This is a genomic window from Shewanella sp. BF02_Schw (assembly GCF_014596695.2).
GTDB lineage: Bacteria > Pseudomonadota > Gammaproteobacteria > Enterobacterales > Shewanellaceae > Shewanella.
The window spans coordinates 1395501-1411273 of the sequence record NZ_JABKAW020000001.1 but is presented as its reverse complement, the minus strand read 5'-3'; the positions used below and the strand labels follow the sequence as shown (position 1 = coordinate 1411273).

At 40.7% G+C, this 15773-nt stretch carries 14 protein-coding genes; 9 read left to right on the top strand and 5 right to left on the bottom strand.

All coding sequences use genetic code 11. From position 1 onward, the window contains the following. Window positions 1–84 precede the first annotated feature (84 nt). The 5 genes from ubiG to yfaE all read left to right on the top strand — a co-directional run bounded on the left by ubiG (window position 85) and on the right by yfaE (window position 6021). On the top strand, window positions 85–807 hold the full coding sequence (gene ubiG / locus HNW13_RS06305; protein WP_101087080.1) for a bifunctional 2-polyprenyl-6-hydroxyphenol methylase/3-demethylubiquinol 3-O-methyltransferase UbiG: 723 nt from the start codon (window positions 85–87) through the stop codon (window positions 805–807). A 123-nt stretch (window positions 808–930) separates the two neighbouring features. Then, window positions 931–1593, top strand: coding sequence for an HAD-IA family hydrolase (locus HNW13_RS06300; protein WP_192114998.1), 663 nt, complete (start codon window positions 931–933; stop codon window positions 1591–1593). A gap of 548 nt (window positions 1594–2141) precedes the next feature. Further along, window positions 2142–4430 carry a class 1a ribonucleoside-diphosphate reductase subunit alpha gene (gene nrdA, locus HNW13_RS06295; protein WP_101087078.1) on the top strand — a complete coding sequence of 763 codons (2289 nt, stop codon included), beginning with the start codon at window positions 2142–2144 and terminating at the stop codon, window positions 4428–4430. 72 nt (window positions 4431–4502) lie between these two features. Next, on the top strand, window positions 4503–5633 hold the full coding sequence (gene nrdB, locus HNW13_RS06290; protein WP_101087077.1) for a class Ia ribonucleoside-diphosphate reductase subunit beta: 1131 nt from the start codon (window positions 4503–4505) through the stop codon (window positions 5631–5633). Then, window positions 5623–6021 (top strand): class I ribonucleotide reductase maintenance protein YfaE, encoded by a 399-nt coding sequence (gene yfaE / locus HNW13_RS06285; protein WP_101087076.1) that lies wholly within the window; start codon window positions 5623–5625, stop codon window positions 6019–6021. Before nrdB ends, yfaE begins: the two co-directional genes overlap by 11 nt. A 23-nt stretch (window positions 6022–6044) precedes the next feature. Here the strand turns inward: yfaE and HNW13_RS06280 are convergent, their stop codons facing one another. From HNW13_RS06280 to HNW13_RS06270, 3 genes are all read right to left on the bottom strand, one after another. Beyond that, window positions 6045–6341: a 2OG-Fe(II) oxygenase gene (locus HNW13_RS06280; RefSeq protein WP_192114999.1), complete on the bottom strand. Its 297-nt coding sequence runs from the start codon at window positions 6339–6341 to the stop codon at window positions 6045–6047. A 454-nt stretch (window positions 6342–6795) separates the two neighbouring features. After that, on the bottom strand, window positions 6796–7611 hold the full coding sequence (locus HNW13_RS06275) for a hypothetical protein (protein WP_243756176.1): 816 nt from the start codon (window positions 7609–7611) through the stop codon (window positions 6796–6798). A gap of 13 nt (window positions 7612–7624) precedes the next feature. Further along, window positions 7625–8773 carry a BamA/TamA family outer membrane protein gene (locus HNW13_RS06270; RefSeq protein ID WP_192115000.1) on the bottom strand — a complete coding sequence of 383 codons (1149 nt, stop codon included), beginning with the start codon at window positions 8771–8773 and terminating at the stop codon, window positions 7625–7627. Between the two features lie 585 nt (window positions 8774–9358). Here HNW13_RS06270 and HNW13_RS06265 point away from each other — a divergent pair. Both HNW13_RS06265 and HNW13_RS06260 read left to right on the top strand, forming a co-directional pair. Further along, window positions 9359–10222: a PA4780 family RIO1-like protein kinase gene (locus HNW13_RS06265; RefSeq protein ID WP_101087073.1), complete on the top strand. Its 864-nt coding sequence runs from the start codon at window positions 9359–9361 to the stop codon at window positions 10220–10222. A 466-nt stretch (window positions 10223–10688) separates the two neighbouring features. Then, window positions 10689–11015, top strand: coding sequence for an EF-hand domain-containing protein (locus tag HNW13_RS06260; RefSeq protein WP_101087072.1), 327 nt, complete (start codon window positions 10689–10691; stop codon window positions 11013–11015). A 188-nt stretch (window positions 11016–11203) separates the two neighbouring features. Here the strand turns inward: HNW13_RS06260 and HNW13_RS06255 are convergent, their stop codons facing one another. Further along, the gene (locus tag HNW13_RS06255) at window positions 11204–11497 is read right to left on the bottom strand and encodes a hypothetical protein (RefSeq protein WP_101087071.1); all 294 of its coding nucleotides are present in this window, start codon (window positions 11495–11497) and stop codon (window positions 11204–11206) included. A gap of 288 nt (window positions 11498–11785) precedes the next feature. On the opposite strand from HNW13_RS06255, the gene HNW13_RS06250 reads away from it, so the two are divergent. Then, complete coding sequence (locus HNW13_RS06250; protein WP_243756175.1) at window positions 11786–12460, top strand: haloacid dehalogenase type II; 675 nt, start codon at window positions 11786–11788, stop codon at window positions 12458–12460. A 152-nt stretch (window positions 12461–12612) separates the two neighbouring features. Beyond that, entirely contained in the window at window positions 12613–13482 is an 870-nt protein-coding gene (gene yghU, locus HNW13_RS06245; protein ID WP_101087069.1) for a glutathione-dependent disulfide-bond oxidoreductase, read from the top strand. A gap of 154 nt (window positions 13483–13636) precedes the next feature. On the opposite strand, the gene HNW13_RS06240 is transcribed toward yghU, so the two are convergent. Further along, a complete protein-coding gene (locus HNW13_RS06240; RefSeq protein ID WP_101087068.1) occupies window positions 13637–15652 on the bottom strand; it encodes an NADPH-dependent 2,4-dienoyl-CoA reductase in 2016 nt (671 codons plus the stop codon). Window positions 15653–15773 lie beyond the last annotated feature (121 nt).

Below are 15773 nucleotides of genomic sequence, written 5' to 3'. Positions count from 1 at the left end.
ACGGCAAAAGCCATTGTTGACTACTATTCGCAAAGGTTATCGCTATAATAGCGACCATACTTTATTACACACTTAGGTTACGTTATGTCACACGCTGAACAATCGACACCCAATGTTGATCCACTCGAGATCGCAAAATTTGAAGCCATGGCGCAAACGTGGTGGGATCTCAATGGCGAGTTCAAGCCATTACATTTACTTAATCCACTGCGTTTAAACTACATTGACCAAACCGCTGAAGGTATTTTTGACAAAAAAGTACTTGATGTTGGCTGTGGTGGCGGTATTTTGTCAGAAAGTATGGCGCGCCTAGGTGCTAACGTTGACGGTATTGATATGGGCAACGCACCACTTGAAGTGGCAAAACTACATGCCTTAGAGTCTGGTGTTACGGTTAATTACCTCAAAACAACAGCCGAAGCACATCGCGATAACCACCGCGAATATTATGATGTGGTCACTTGCATGGAAATGCTCGAACATGTACCCGATCCCCAATCGGTTATTCAAGCCTGTTGTGACATGGTTAAACCTAATGGTTTTGTGTTTTTCTCAACCATAAACCGTAATATGATGTCGTATTTAAAGACGATTATCGGCGCAGAGTATTTATTAAAAATGCTGCCAGTTGGTACTCACGATCACAGCAAGTTTATTCGCCCATCGGAACTGATGGCATTAGTCGATAACACCGACTTATTGTGTAAAGATGCGCTGGGAATTACCTACAATCCATTGTCGGGTGTGTTTAAGTACACTAAAAGTGTCGATGTAAATTATATGATAGCCACTCAAAAAATTGATTAATCATCCAGGTGATTCTTTTCAACATTTCAATGTGAATGCACCACAATAGCGTTATGTTGTGCCAATAACGCTATAAAGGGCTTGCACTGTCTATTGTTATTTTCTCTCGTTAGGAGCTAGCCCTTGCATAAACAAGATATAAAAGGAGTGCTGTTCGATTTAGACGGTACCTTAGCCGATACCGCACCAGATTTAGTACAGGCATTGAATCTCAGCTTGGATGAAGCCGGTTTTAACGTCCAACCGCTTGACTTGATGCGCCATGCGGCATCACATGGAAGCTTATATTTAGTTAAAACGGCCATTCCAGATGCCGATGAACAAGTACAAATTACCATCCAGCAAGCACTACTTCAGCATTATGCCCGTATCAATGGTGACAACAGCCGTTTATTCGCTGACTTACCCGAACTATTATCCTTATTTGATGCCCAATCGATTCCTTATGGCGTAGTGACCAATAAGCCGGCTCGATTTGCCAGGCCATTAGTGGAAAAGCTTGGTTTAACTCATAAATTGAAAACCATGATCAGTGGTGATAGCACTCGTCACTCTAAACCTCATACAGCACCAATGCTGTTAGCAGCACAACAAATTGCCATTGCTCCTCAAAGTATCTTATATCTAGGTGACGCTGAACGTGACTTAGTCGCCGCCCACAATGCCAGTATGTTAGGCGGCGTTGCGTTATGGGGTTATTTATCTGCGACAGATAAACCTGACACATGGCCAGCAAGCAAACAATTTCAACACGGAGCCTCACTTAAACAGTTTTTCACTGATTAATGACAGTGTTCGACATCGGTTTAGCGGGTCTTATTAAGCTTAAATGTACAGTTAACAGTCATCAATTTCTACCCGATCAAAACCAACAAAAGATCAATCAATAAACGGTCCATTTTTTTTGATCGCTGTTTATTTTAGCGATCAAATTTTTATCATTTGATGGATTAAAAAATATCATTTATCAAAAACTCTTTATGAATTTGGGCTCTAGGGTTAGTTGTCACTAACCCTGCCGTTTATCCTCAAGTTATCCACAAGAAGTTAATGAAATTGTGGCTTGCAATAAACCTCAAACCTCACTATCTTGTATCTTAGATTTTAAATAACACCATATCTTGTGTGTGGCTGACAATCAAAACACTACTCCACGACGTTCCAAAGGATGTAGTGGCTAACTGAACGTACTGGTGTTTAACTACCACGTTGTGAGTACATCAGGTTGATTGTTTTAACATGGAATTGTTTTGTAACTGGTTCGGATCGAATCAAGCAGCACTGCATCCAACAACAGATCACATGATTAGATATAGAACCAAGGCCTCTCTTCAATGAATAGCAATATGACAGTCACTAAACGCAGTGGCGAACGTGAATCTATCGATTTAGATAAAATTCATCGCGTGATCACTTGGGCAGCCAAGGGATTAAAAAACGTCTCAGTATCTGAAGTAGAACTTCGATCTCATCTGCAGTTTTTTGATGGCATTCCAACAGAAGCCATTCATGAAACGATCATTAAAGCTGCGGCTGACTTGATCTCTCCAGAGTCACCCGACTACCAATTTGTGGCTGCCCGCTTAGCGGTGTTCCACTTACGTAAAAAAGCGTTTGGTCAATTTGAACCACCAACGTTATATGACCATGTCACCAAATTAGTTGAACTGGGTAAATATGACATGCATATCATGGCTGACTACAGCCGTGAAGAATTAGACACACTCGACACCTATATCGATCATTGGCGCGATTTGAACTTCTCTTATGCCGCGGTAAAGCAACTTGAAGGTAAATACCTGGTTCAAAACCGTGTCACCCATGAAGTGTACGAAAGCGCCCAGTTTTTATACATCTTAGTCGCAGCATGTTTGTTTGCCCGTTACCCAAAAGAAATTCGTTTGAAGTACATTAAAGACTTCTATGACGCGACGTCTCTGTTTAAGATTTCTTTACCAACACCAATCATGGCCGGTGTGCGTACCCCTACACGTCAGTTCAGCTCATGTGTATTGATTGAGTGTGATGACAGCTTAGATTCAATCAATGCGACTGCATCGTCTATCGTTAAATACGTTAGCCAACGTGCTGGTATTGGTATTAATGCGGGTCGTATTCGTGCCCTTGGTAGCCCTATTCGTGGCGGCGAAGCATTCCACACCGGTTGTTTACCATTTTATAAGTATTTCCAAACTGCAGTGAAGTCGTGTTCTCAAGGCGGCGTACGTGGCGGTGCAGCAACGCTGTTCTATCCTTTATGGCATCTAGAAGTTGAATCGCTATTAGTACTAAAAAACAACCGTGGTGTTGACGACAACCGTGTACGTCATCTTGACTACGGTGTGCAGTTAAACAAATTAATGTACCAACGTTTGATTAAAGGCGAATATATCAGTCTATTCAGCCCATCAGACGTGCCTGGTCTTTACGATGCATTCTTTGAAGACCAAGTTGAGTTTGAACGTTTATACCTTCAGTATGAACAAGACAGCAATGTCCGCAAAAAACAAATTAAAGCGGTTGAACTGTTTTCATTGATGATGCAAGAACGTGCTTCTACTGGCCGTATCTACATTCAAAACGTCGATCACTGTAATACTCACAGCCCGTTTGACTCTAAAGTTGCGCCAATTAAGCAATCTAACTTATGTTTAGAAATTGCTTTACCGACTAAGCCACTTAAAAACATCGATGATCCAGACGGTGAAATCGCGTTGTGTACCTTGTCAGCACTTAACTTAGGCGCAATTAAAGATTTATCAGAGCTTGAACCATTAGCTGATTTAGCTGTTCGTGCGCTAGATAACTTACTTGATTACCAAGATTACCCAATTAAAGCCGCGCAAACGAGTTCAATGAACCGTCGTACCTTAGGTATTGGGGTGATTAACTTTGCTAACTATTTAGCTAAAAACGGTAAAAAGTATTCAGACGGTTCAGCTAATAACTTAACTCACAAAACCTTTGAAGCGATTCAGTTTTATTTACTGAAAGCGTCGATGAACTTAGCAAAAGAGCAAGGTGCATGTCCGTTATTCCACGAGACAACTTATTCGAAAGGTATTTTACCTATCGACACCTACAAGCGTGATTTAGACAAGATTTGTGACGAGCCATTGCACATGGACTGGGAAAGCTTACGTAGCGACATTAAGCAGTACGGTTTACGTAACTCAACCTTGTCTGCGCTAATGCCGTCTGAAACCTCATCGCAAATTTCAAATGCGACTAATGGTATCGAGCCTCCACGCGGTTTAATTAGCGTTAAAGCCAGTAAAGATGGTCAGTTAAAGCAAGTCGTTCCTGATTTTGAATTACTGAAAGATAAGTATGAACTGCTGTGGAATATGCCAAACAACGATGGTTACATCCAACTTGTTGGTTTAATGCAGAAGTTTATCGACCAAGCTATTTCGGCTAACACCAATTATGACCCAAGCCGTTTTGAAGGCGGTCGTGTACCGATGCAAACATTGTTAAAAGACTTGTTAAGCGTCTACAAACTGGGCATTAAAACATTGTATTATCATAATACTCGTGACGGTGCTTCTGATCAGTTTGACGACATTATTGCTGTCGAAGAAGAAGACGATGGTTGTGGTGGCGGTGCGTGTAAGATCTAATCATCACTTTATGTATATTTAGCGGGGGCCTTCCCCGCTTTTTGAAAAATGCGTTTTCAGGACACCTAAATAATGGCTTACTCAACATTTTGTCAAACACCTAACGATTCTACCAAAGAACCTATGTTTTTCGGTCAATCGGTTAATGTGGCACGCTACGATCAACAGAAATATGAAGTCTTTGAAAAGCTAATTGAAAAGCAATTATCGTTTTTCTGGCGTCCAGAAGAAGTTGATGTCAGCCGTGACAAAATTGATTTCGGTAATTTACCTGAACATGAACAGCATATTTTCCTATCAAATCTAAAATACCAAACATTACTCGACTCAATTCAAGGCCGTTCACCGAATGTGGCATTTTTGCCTTTGGTATCGCTACCAGAATTAGAAACGTGGATTGAAACATGGTCGTTTTCTGAAACCATTCACTCGCGTTCGTACACCCACATTATTCGTAATATTGTTAATAACCCATCTGTGGTATTTGACGATATTGTACAAAATGACGAAATCTTAAAGCGTGCCGGTGATATTGCCGCTTATTACGATGACTTAATTAACCTCACCCAGATTAATAACTTGTTAGGTGAAGGAACGCACATTATTAACGGTAAAGAAATCACCGTTAATTCACGTATTCTTAAAAAGTCATTATATTTGTGCATGATGTCAGTTAATGCCTTAGAAGCGATTCGCTTCTATGTCAGTTTTGCCTGTTCGTTTGCCTTTGCAGAGCGCCGTGTAATGGAAGGTAATGCTAAAATTATTCGCTTAATTGCCCGTGATGAAGCATTACACCTCAATAGCACACAACACATTTTAGCCCTGATGCAGGGTGGTAAAGACGACCCAGAAATGGGAGAAATTGCTGCTGAGTGTAAGCAAGAAGCGTATGACTTATTTGTTAAAGCGGCGGAACAAGAAAAAGAATGGGCCAAGTACTTATTCAAAGACGGTTCGATGATTGGCTTAAATGAACAGATTTTATGCCAGTACGTTGAGTTTATTACTAACCAACGGATGAAGTCAGTTCACTTACCTCAACCTTATGATGAACAGTCAAACCCACTACCGTGGATGAAAAACTGGTTAGAAAGTGATGCAGTACAGGTTGCCCCACAAGAAGTAGAAGTGTCATCTTATCTTGTTGGTCAAATTGATTCTTCTGTTGATGGCGATGAGTTTTTAGATTTTGACCTATAAAAATTTTTTCAAAAAAGCCCCTATCGTGAGCTTGAAAGGACAGCCGGTTATTTTATTTGACGGCCAACATTCAAGCTTATTAGAAGCGCTTGAGTCGAAAAAAGTAAAAGTGTTTTCAGAGTGTCGTAATGGATTTTGCGGCGCGTGTAAAACCACAGTGATATCAGGAGAAGTCAAATACTTCTCCGAGCCACTAGCAGAACTGAAATCAGATGAATGTCTGCCCTGTTGTTGTGTACCTGAGGGTGATTTAAACCTCAAACTATCAACTGAAGGTGTACAAGTGGTGGCTAAACGTCAATATGTTTCAACCAATGACACTCATAAGCCAACAACTGCGTTAACCCAACAATTACAGGCTAACCCTAAACTTGTCCACGAACGTTAACTTATCGTCCCGTTAACACCCTTCTAGATGTTCAAAGCAACACTTAGCAACACACGTTTACCAGTCTCAATATTAGTCACGCTGTGTTCATATTTATCTGGACGAAATAAATATACTCGTCCCCATAAGTTCATGATGCATTTGGCACAACGAAACACCCCGCCCACTTTAGGTTGTACAAGAACAAAGTTGAGTTTGTAATAGCGGCCTTGTTGTACCGGATCGATATGTGTCATCACACGATGATGAGTATGGTAGGTCACCAGATTTATCGATAATATTCGACTGCTAAAAATGGCTTTATTGATCACCTTGGCCATGGTATCTCCAATGGGAACATCAGCAGTAGATTATACCTATTCGATAAAAATTTTGGGTCATATTCACCAGCCAAAATCATATAACATAGACGACACGATTTCATCATGTTAGTCAGCAACTAACGCCATCGAGCTTATCGCAGGGATATTGTTACTTGATAGCTTGTACGAAAAAGTCTATTGATGATCTTGCGGGGCTAATATTAAGGTATCGAGATTAATCCTTTAATCATTATTGACTCGTGCTAATAATGACTAATGCTAGTGTAGATAATGGCTAATGCTAAAATAACTAGCATAAATAGTGATGAGTCAGCCACCGCCCATAACGAGTAAATCAATTCTCTATAGTGTCCATTTATGGCAATAATACCGTAAAAATTAGGCTCATTGACGCGTCAATAAGCCTAATGAAGTAAACGGTACTGAACTTGCTGCTTATCACGAGGTAAGGTTAGCTCTCCGTTATGGTATCGCAAGATGAAACATAATGTTCTAGCTCAATAACACCTTGCAAAATCATCCCATGATAATGGGCTTTCACCAGTTGATAATTCATACTTGGTGCAAAGTAGTACGTCACCTCTTCGGCCCCGGTTTGCTCCACCGGAATAAGTTGTATCTCCCCCAAAGACGCGATGGTAGCGGTTAATTCGTCCTTTACATAAAATTGATAAGGTTCAATTGCATCTGAAGCTTGCCTAATTAACGCAAATTGACGTCGGCCACCGAGCAAGTTTTCGCGTATTTGAATGGCTAAGGTGTCTACATCCCTTAATGGTATTTGGCTTGAGGTATAATTCTCAATATCGCCATCAACATCCACTCGTGACTCAAGGCCATTATTGTAAAAAGTGGCTTGCATGTCTCGTGAGCGAAAACCGGTTACCTGCTGATGAAAACTATCGGTTAGCCATTCATTGCGGTTATTTGACCACGATAACTCAGTACGTTGTTGATATTGAGTGCCAATTCCTAAAATACTGGCTTCACTCTTTGAGGTTATAACAGCAGATTTACCCTGCCAGTTCTCAGTACGGTTCATCTTACCAGTGTGTAGACCACTGAGATAAATAGCGTAATTAAAGCTTCGCTGGCAACTGTGTGGAATGTCACTGGCCAAGGCACTATTACTCTGCAATAAGCCACTAACCAAACACACAATGATCATCATTCTCGAGTCGACAGCATAAGCTGTCGCAGATATCCGGATGTTACGACACCCGGTCATCATAAGCATAAGCTTCACTCGCGACATTACTGTCATCATCAATAGTATCGCCTTAAAAGACTTCATTCACATTTAGGTAGAAGTTAGTTTCATTTTCACCGACCCCTACATCAAATCGTAAATTAATATTGTCTTTAATTTTGAATCGAAATCCTGTGCCATAGGCCGTTAATAGCGTATCGGTTAGCTCACTCACTTTAGGTGCCACACTACCAACAGCGCCCCAAAATACCATGCCATATCGTTGGAACACTGGTAAGCGATATTCAACTTGCCCCATCATCATTTGCTCGTCACGATATCGGCCTCTAATGTAACCTCGCATCGCGTCGGAGCCACCAAGATCAGGTAATAGATTCCAAGGTACATCGCCACTGGTTAGGTGACCTTGCACTTGCCATGCGATTAACCCCGGTGTCGAGCCTAAATCAATATAGTTCGCTAATTCAATATTATAAGTAGAAAACGAATCGAACTGGTCATTTTGGTATAATCCAGCATCAACCTGAAATAACCAGCCTTTTGTTGCGTTTAAACGGTAATCTCTTGAATCATAAATACTGGTTACTACAACACCTGAGCTAAAGTTGTCTGGCAGAAGCGTACTTGAATCCACAGGAGCTTCTGTTGCGACTAATTCTAAGCTGTCGGCCGTGGTATAAATAAAGTCAGCACCCACACCAATAAAATAGTTACTGGCGACTTCGGTCATCCAACGCGGCTTAAAACTATACAGTTGTTCTTTGAACTCATGATGATTAAGGTCTTGGTCGCCTTGTTCAATCCCTATTCCATAATAAACAGCAGCTTCATTATGCAGTTCTAAGTCAAGCAACAAACGTTGTTTACCTTGATTTAAAAACGTCATATTTTCTACCGTGACGCCATAAGAATTGTTCACAGAAGCAAATGAATTCAACACCAATGATGAAGGCTGTTGCTCACTTGATGCGTTATCGGTTTTGTATAACCCCACCATAAGTAAACCCACACCAAACTTTTTCTCTGGGGTGTAATAAGCCGTAGGTAAATAACTCATATCAATAGCTTTAGTGTCATCGAATTCACCATCCGCGCCAAAAACCGACAAAATGTCATCAATCCATGTTGGTTGCATATCTTTGGGGGTTTCAAATAAAGGTTCAACTGCGGTTGCGGCGTGAGAAAAAACAAATAGTGTTAAAAGTAAGGTCCGTTTCATAAAAACTCTATTAAAATGTTAAAAAAAATAGGCGTGCATGATGACTTCCATGCCAAATTTTGGAATCACTATTCAATGAGTTATCGACAATAATCGCTTCAAATAATAGCCGATTCAGATAAGAATCAAATAATAACTAAATCAAAAAAGATTATCCTACTCATCACTCAATACTGACTGAAGAAGAACTTAAGTCTTGCTGAAGTTCTCCATCATTAAATACAAGATATTATACTGCGTTAAATGATGGCCTTTATACCTAACGTTAGTTTAGGCGTACCATCAGCAATATTTTAATCTATAGGCGCAACTGATATCATTACGCTAAATGACGGCCGCTAATATAACACGTTTGGCAGCTCTTTTTAGTGATAACTCAACATTCACCCCATCGATATCTTTCGGTAAAAGGATCAGAATCGACTATATTTAGCTGAATGGCTACAGCATTTTCATCTAATAAACAAGAGTCTACAAAGCACAAATTCAGTACTATTGAGCCTCATTTAATCAGTAGCCCATCAGCAAGTAAAAATTATTTCCTTAGATATATCATCCAGCGCGCAAGTAAGGTATAACGACGCTATGAAAACGCCTATACGATTACAACCACTGGTTGACGATGGTCTCGTCGATGAAGTGATAAGCCAACTCATGAGTGGCAAAGAAGCTACGGTCTATATGATCAGATGTGGCGATGCGATTCGCTGCGCCAAAGTGTATAAGGAAGCCACTAAGCGCAGTTTTAAAAAAGCAGCACAATATCAAGAAGGTCGAAAAACCAAAAACAGTCGTCGTGGTAGAGCCATGGAAAAAGGTTCTAAATACGGTCGTGAAGAACAAGAAAAAGCTTGGCAGAATGCCGAGGTCGACGCGTTATATAAATGCGCCGCCGCTAAAATTAGAGTACCAGTGCCTTATGGCTGCTTTGATGGAGTGCTATTGATGGAGTTGATCACCAATATTCATGGTGATGTTGCACCTCGATTAAATGATGTTACTCAGATGAGTGCTGAACAAGCGCAAACGCAGCATTACGTTATGATGGGTTATGTCGTACGAATGTTATGTGCAGGTATTGTTCATGGCGATTTATCAGAGTTTAACGTGCTCGTAGATCAGAATGGGCCGGTTATCATTGACCTGCCCCAAGCTGTTGATGCATCAGCAAACAATAATGCCAAAGCGATGTTATTTCGTGATGTGAATAATATGACAGACTATTATTCTCAATTTGCCCCAGAATTAGCCGCAACAAAATATGCTAAAGAAATGTGGGCCTTGTATGAACAAGGTGAATTAACGCCGGAAACACAATTGACCGGTTTATTTGAAGAAGACACAACAGCGGCTGACGTCGATTCTGTATTAGAAGAAATTAACGCTGCATTTGAAGAAGCCCAAGAAAGACGCGAGCGCATGAGTGATGCAAACAGCGACGAGTATTAAATCGATCGTTTATTCACTCATGTGAACACCTAGGGAGACATTCCGACAAATTATCGAATAAGTGATCGAATACGCTATCGAATAAATTGTCAGGTTAATGTCTCCCTATTTAATTAGCCCTTCTCCTTTAATTAACGCCAAGCTAACTCAAGTTGACAGCGAATTCCCCCCGAGTTAATACCGAATTAAACCGCTTTTTTTAATTAAGCAGCAAGTGGGTTAACCATAACCGCTGGTTGCCTAAACGCTGCACATTTCTGAGGCGATAGTTAACCCTCTTGTCAGCAAACACAATGGTCTCATTACTGGCTAAACCTCAATCAATTGCTTTTTCCCACATAGTCATGAGTGAATCGTTATGTTTGCTAAAAAGTAATATGATCAATTTGCACACTTTATATAACCTTGTTTTTTACATGGGTAAATAGGCGTATAATAATATTGGAAAGTTAACAAGGAGAATATTATGAGTAGCTATGTTCTATCAGTATTACTCGTTTGTCTGACTATTTTTATGTCAGCTAATGTTATTGGAAATGAAAATGGAATGATGAGAATGTCTCAGATGCCTGCATTTTCCGATTTTGATACTAATCAAGACAAATTGATATCTGAAGAGGAATTTGAACGCTTTCAAAAAGCCAGGCAAGCATTGCATCAATCTGAAGGGCGACTATTAAAAAACGCATCGGATTGTGATGAAATGTTTGAGCGTATCGATTTGGACCACAATAAGTTTATTGATACTGAAGAGTTTCAATCTCATCACGAAATGATGAGAAATTCTAAATAATCACAGTTTGGGATATCTACATAATCTCAGCTCGGGATAATAATCAACATCGCTTTAGAGAGGTAATCAGCATCACCTCTCTTTTAAATACGCTATAGCATAGCAAACGACTTAGTTGTATCTACACCTGCAAGATATAGCGCTATTTTTCCACACCATCGCTAAAATTACTCATTACTCATTACCCATTACTCCTGCGCTGCAATAAGCTTACTTTTAAATACGCCATAAAAAGCAATACAAGCACCAGCAAAACCTAAAAACGAGCATATTAAGCGATAATCAGTGTTGTCGATGAAGAAGTTAGCCACACTGAATACCAACAAAATGAATAAGCCAATATTTTTGGTCATCATCATTTTAGGCTCGAACATCAACCATTGATCACATTTAGGGCACTGTGTTTCAACCCCATGTTTACCTTTACGGACTTGTTTAAGCGCTTTACGGGCAAAGATACCCTTACAACGAGGACACTCCATTTAACATTACCTTCAATAAATTTTATCAATATAATACAATGAATTAACTCTACATCAAAGTTTTCCTTGAGAGCCAATATTGCAGAGCAAGCTAATATCATTTAATAACTCACACCATTTGGAACGTTCGTTCAAAATAGTAATTGAACGAATGATATAGTTAGTTTATAGTAACTCATGGCTCACATTATGAGCACGCTAACTCGCTACAAATAGAACTTATTGGCAAGTATATCAAATGATAAAGAGCTTAAGCACTTGGCTCATAACCCAAATGGAACAATGAACATGCATAAAATGATTGGATTTGATGTTTACGGCACATTAGTGGATCCAGTGGATATGGGCCAGCATCTGCAGCAATTGATTGGCGACAAGGCACAAGCATTTGGTCAATTATGGCACGATAAAAAAGTCGAATATGCGTTTCGTCGTGGCTTAATGCAGCAATATGAAGATTTTGGTGTGTGTACCCAGCAAGCTTTACAATATTGTTTGTCTGTTTTCAACGTCACACTGTCAAACAGCGAACAACAAGATTTACTGGCGAAATTTAGTCAACTCACGGCTTTTGATGATGTCATTCCTGGGCTAGCGTTACTGCGCAATCAAGGTCATACCCTCGCCGCTTTTTCAAATGGACCTGAAGTTGCGGTTCGTACGCTTATGCAAAATTCAGGCGTTTTACCGCAGCTCCATGACGTTATCAGTGTTGATGACCTAAAGACGTTTAAACCTAACCCCGCCGTTTTCCATTATTTAATGACTCGCACCCAATCTGACCTCAATCATTGTTGGATGGTGTCGAGTAATCCATGGGATGTTATTGGTGCAAAAGCCGCCGGACTGAATACGGCTTGGATCAAAAGAGACAGTAAAAAAATATTTGACCCGTGGGGCATTGAACCAGACATAACCGCCAGTAGTTTAATCGAATTAAGTGAACAACTGGATGCCCTGTAATAAATAACTCACATGCTGTATTTAAACAATATAAGCATAACTCATACGCGTTGATGCTAATACATTAAAGCTTTACACGCTACACTAACAACATTGTGCTAAGCGCATTATCAATTTACTTAACCTGCTAACAGGTTGTACAAGGATATTTTATGACTAACCAATATACCCCGCCTAAAGTGTGGCAAAATAATAACAATGGCGCTAATAAGTGGGCGAACATTAATAGCCCTGAGTCAGGTGCAAGATTTGATAAAGTGCTGCCTGTCGGAGAGCATGCTTTGCAACTCTACTCTCTTGGCACACCAAACGGGCAAAAAGTAACTATCATGTTAGAAGAGCTACTGGCCTTAGGCATTAAAGAAGCTGAATATGATGCTTATCTGATTAACATCGGGGAAAAGGATCAATTCTCGTCAGGGTTCGTTGCCGTTAATCCAAACTCAAAAATTCCTGCTTTATTGGATAAATCAGCTAATGAAGACGAAAACGTGTTTGAATCTGCTTCAATTTTGGTTCATCTAGCAGAGAAGTTTAACCAATTCCTCCCTAAAGATGGCAAAGCCAGAACGCAAACATTTAACTGGTTGTTCTGGGCCCAAGGTTCAGCGCCATTCCTTGGTGGCGGCTTCGGTCACTTCTATGCTTATGCCGATGAAAAGCAGGAATATCCAATTAATCGCTTTGCTATGGAAGTTAAACGCCAGTTAGATGTGCTAGATAAACAACTGGCAAAAAACACCTTTATTGCTGGTGAAGAATATAGCATTGCAGATATTGCTATTTGGCCTTGGTATGGCAACTTAGTATTAGGCAATTTATATGAGGCTGCCGAATTCCTAGAAGTAGAGACTTATACCAATGTTGTTCGTTGGGCTAAATTGCTTGAAACTCGTGAAGGGGTCCAACGTGGTCGTATCATCAATCGCTCTTGGGGCGAAGAATGGGAACAAGTTCCTGAGCGTCATTGCGCTGAAGATATTGATAAGGTTCTAAAACTGCGTCCTAGCACAGTAAAATAAGTCAGCCGCTAAAGTTTGGCGCGATTGTATCCTGACTTATTTTATTGGGATACTAAAAAGCCTTCTGCATTACAGAAGGCTTTTTATATTGACGCATCAGAGGCCGAAACAACGCAAATTGTGAACGTTATTTCAAGCCAGACGTCTGTGACAATTAAATACTCATCGCAAGTTCTGCACCTTGGCGAATAGCGCGTTTGGCATCTAATTCAGCCGCCACATCGACTCCACCAATTAAATGTACAGGTAATCCAGTGGCTTTCATTTCATCAACCAAACTGCGATTCGACATTTGTCCGGCACACAACACCACATTATCTACAGCAAGAATTTCAGATTGTTCACCTATTTTAATGTGAAGGCCTTGTTCATCAAACTTTTCGTAGATTACGCCGGTTTTCATATGCACTTGATGTTGCTTCAACACGCTGCGATGGATCCAGCCAGTAGTTTTACCTAAACCTTTGCCCATTTTGGTAGTTTTACGTTGCAATAAATACACTTCACGACCAGGAATATGTTCGGCTTCTTCAGTTAACCCGCCAGCATTCTGATAGGTTTTATCAATGCCCCACTGTTTTAACCATTTATCCGGTTGCAAAGTGCTCGATTCTAATTCGCATAAGAAATGCGCCATATCAAAACCAATACCGCCAGCACCAATTAATGCTACCGTTTTACCCATTTCAACTTGGCCCGTTAATACTTGTTGGTAATCGACCACTTTAGGATTATCAAAACCCGGTAAATCCAACGCTCGTGGTACCACACCAGCGGCGATGACCACTTCATCAAATTTCTCATTGGCCAGCACTGCCGCATCCAATTTAGTGTTTAGACGCAGTTCAACGTTATGCAGTTTAATTTGGTTAATGAAATATCGAATAGTTTCACTAAACTCTTCTTTACCCGGGATTTTACGCGCTAAATTAAACTGACCACCGACTTCAGACTTGGCTTCAAACAATACCACTTCATGTCCACGCGACGCTGCGTATACCGAGAACGCCATTCCCGCAGGACCGGCGCCCATAACAGCGATACGTTTTTTACTGGTTGTTGGGGTAAAATTAATTTCGGTTTCATAACAAGCACGGGGATTAACCAAACAGGTTGCCCGCTTCATCGCAAAAGTATGGTCCAAACAAGCTTGGTTACAACCAATGCAGGTATTAATCAACTCTGGGGTATTAGCTGCCGCTTTATTCACAAACTCTGCATCTGCTAAAAATGGCCGGGCCATCGATACCATATCAGCTTGACCTGATGCAATAATCGCCTCGCCAATTTCTGGGGTATTAATTCGGTTGGTGGCAATTAACGGAATCTTGACTTCTTTTTTGAGCTTTTCTGTTACCCAAGAAAAAGCACCACGCGGTACACTGGTCGAAATCGTCGGTACACGTGCTTCATGCCAACCAATACCGGTATTAATAATACTCACACCGGCTTGTTCAAGCGATTTTGCCAGCTGAACCACTTCATCCCACGTTGAGCCATTGTCGACTAAGTCGAGCATCGACAAACGGAACACAATAATAAAGTCACTGCCTACTTTCTGACGAATAGCGTTAACGATTTCAATCGGAAACTTAACCCGATTGTCATAACTGCCGCCCCATTCATCGGTACGTTTATTGGTGCGCGAACTGATAAATTGATTGATCAAATAGCCTTCAGAGCCCATGACTTCAACGCCATCATAACCAGCTCTTTTCGCCAATGCCGCGCTGGTAGCGTAGTCTTTAATCGTCGAGCGTACTTGACGAGCAGACATCGCAGAGGGAGTGAACGGGGTAATGGGCGATTTTACTTTGCTCGGCGCTAAGCTAAAAGGATGATAGCTATAACGACCCGCATGCAAGATTTGCATACAGATTTTACCGCCCGCTTCATGCACAGCATCGGTAACTATTTTATGTTTACCCACTTGCCAAGAAAAGCTTAATTGGCAGGCATGTGGCGCTAAACGGCCACGTAAATTAGGTGCGATACCGCCAGTAACGATTAACCCGACGCCACCTTGAGCACGCTCTTTATAAAAAGCTGCCAGTTTCTCAAATCCGCCTTTTTCTTCTTCTAACCCCGTGTGCATTGAGCCCATCAACACGCGGTTTTTCAGCTGTGTAAAGCCGAGATCTAAAGGTTCTAATAAGTGTGGAAACGACATTCAAACATCCTTTTTAAACAAGTGATTTAAACCAGCATACCCCGACAGTAAAGTTTGCTCAATCATTTAAACGCTCGTTTGTTAAAAACCTTTACAATTGAATTTCACATTTTTATTGATT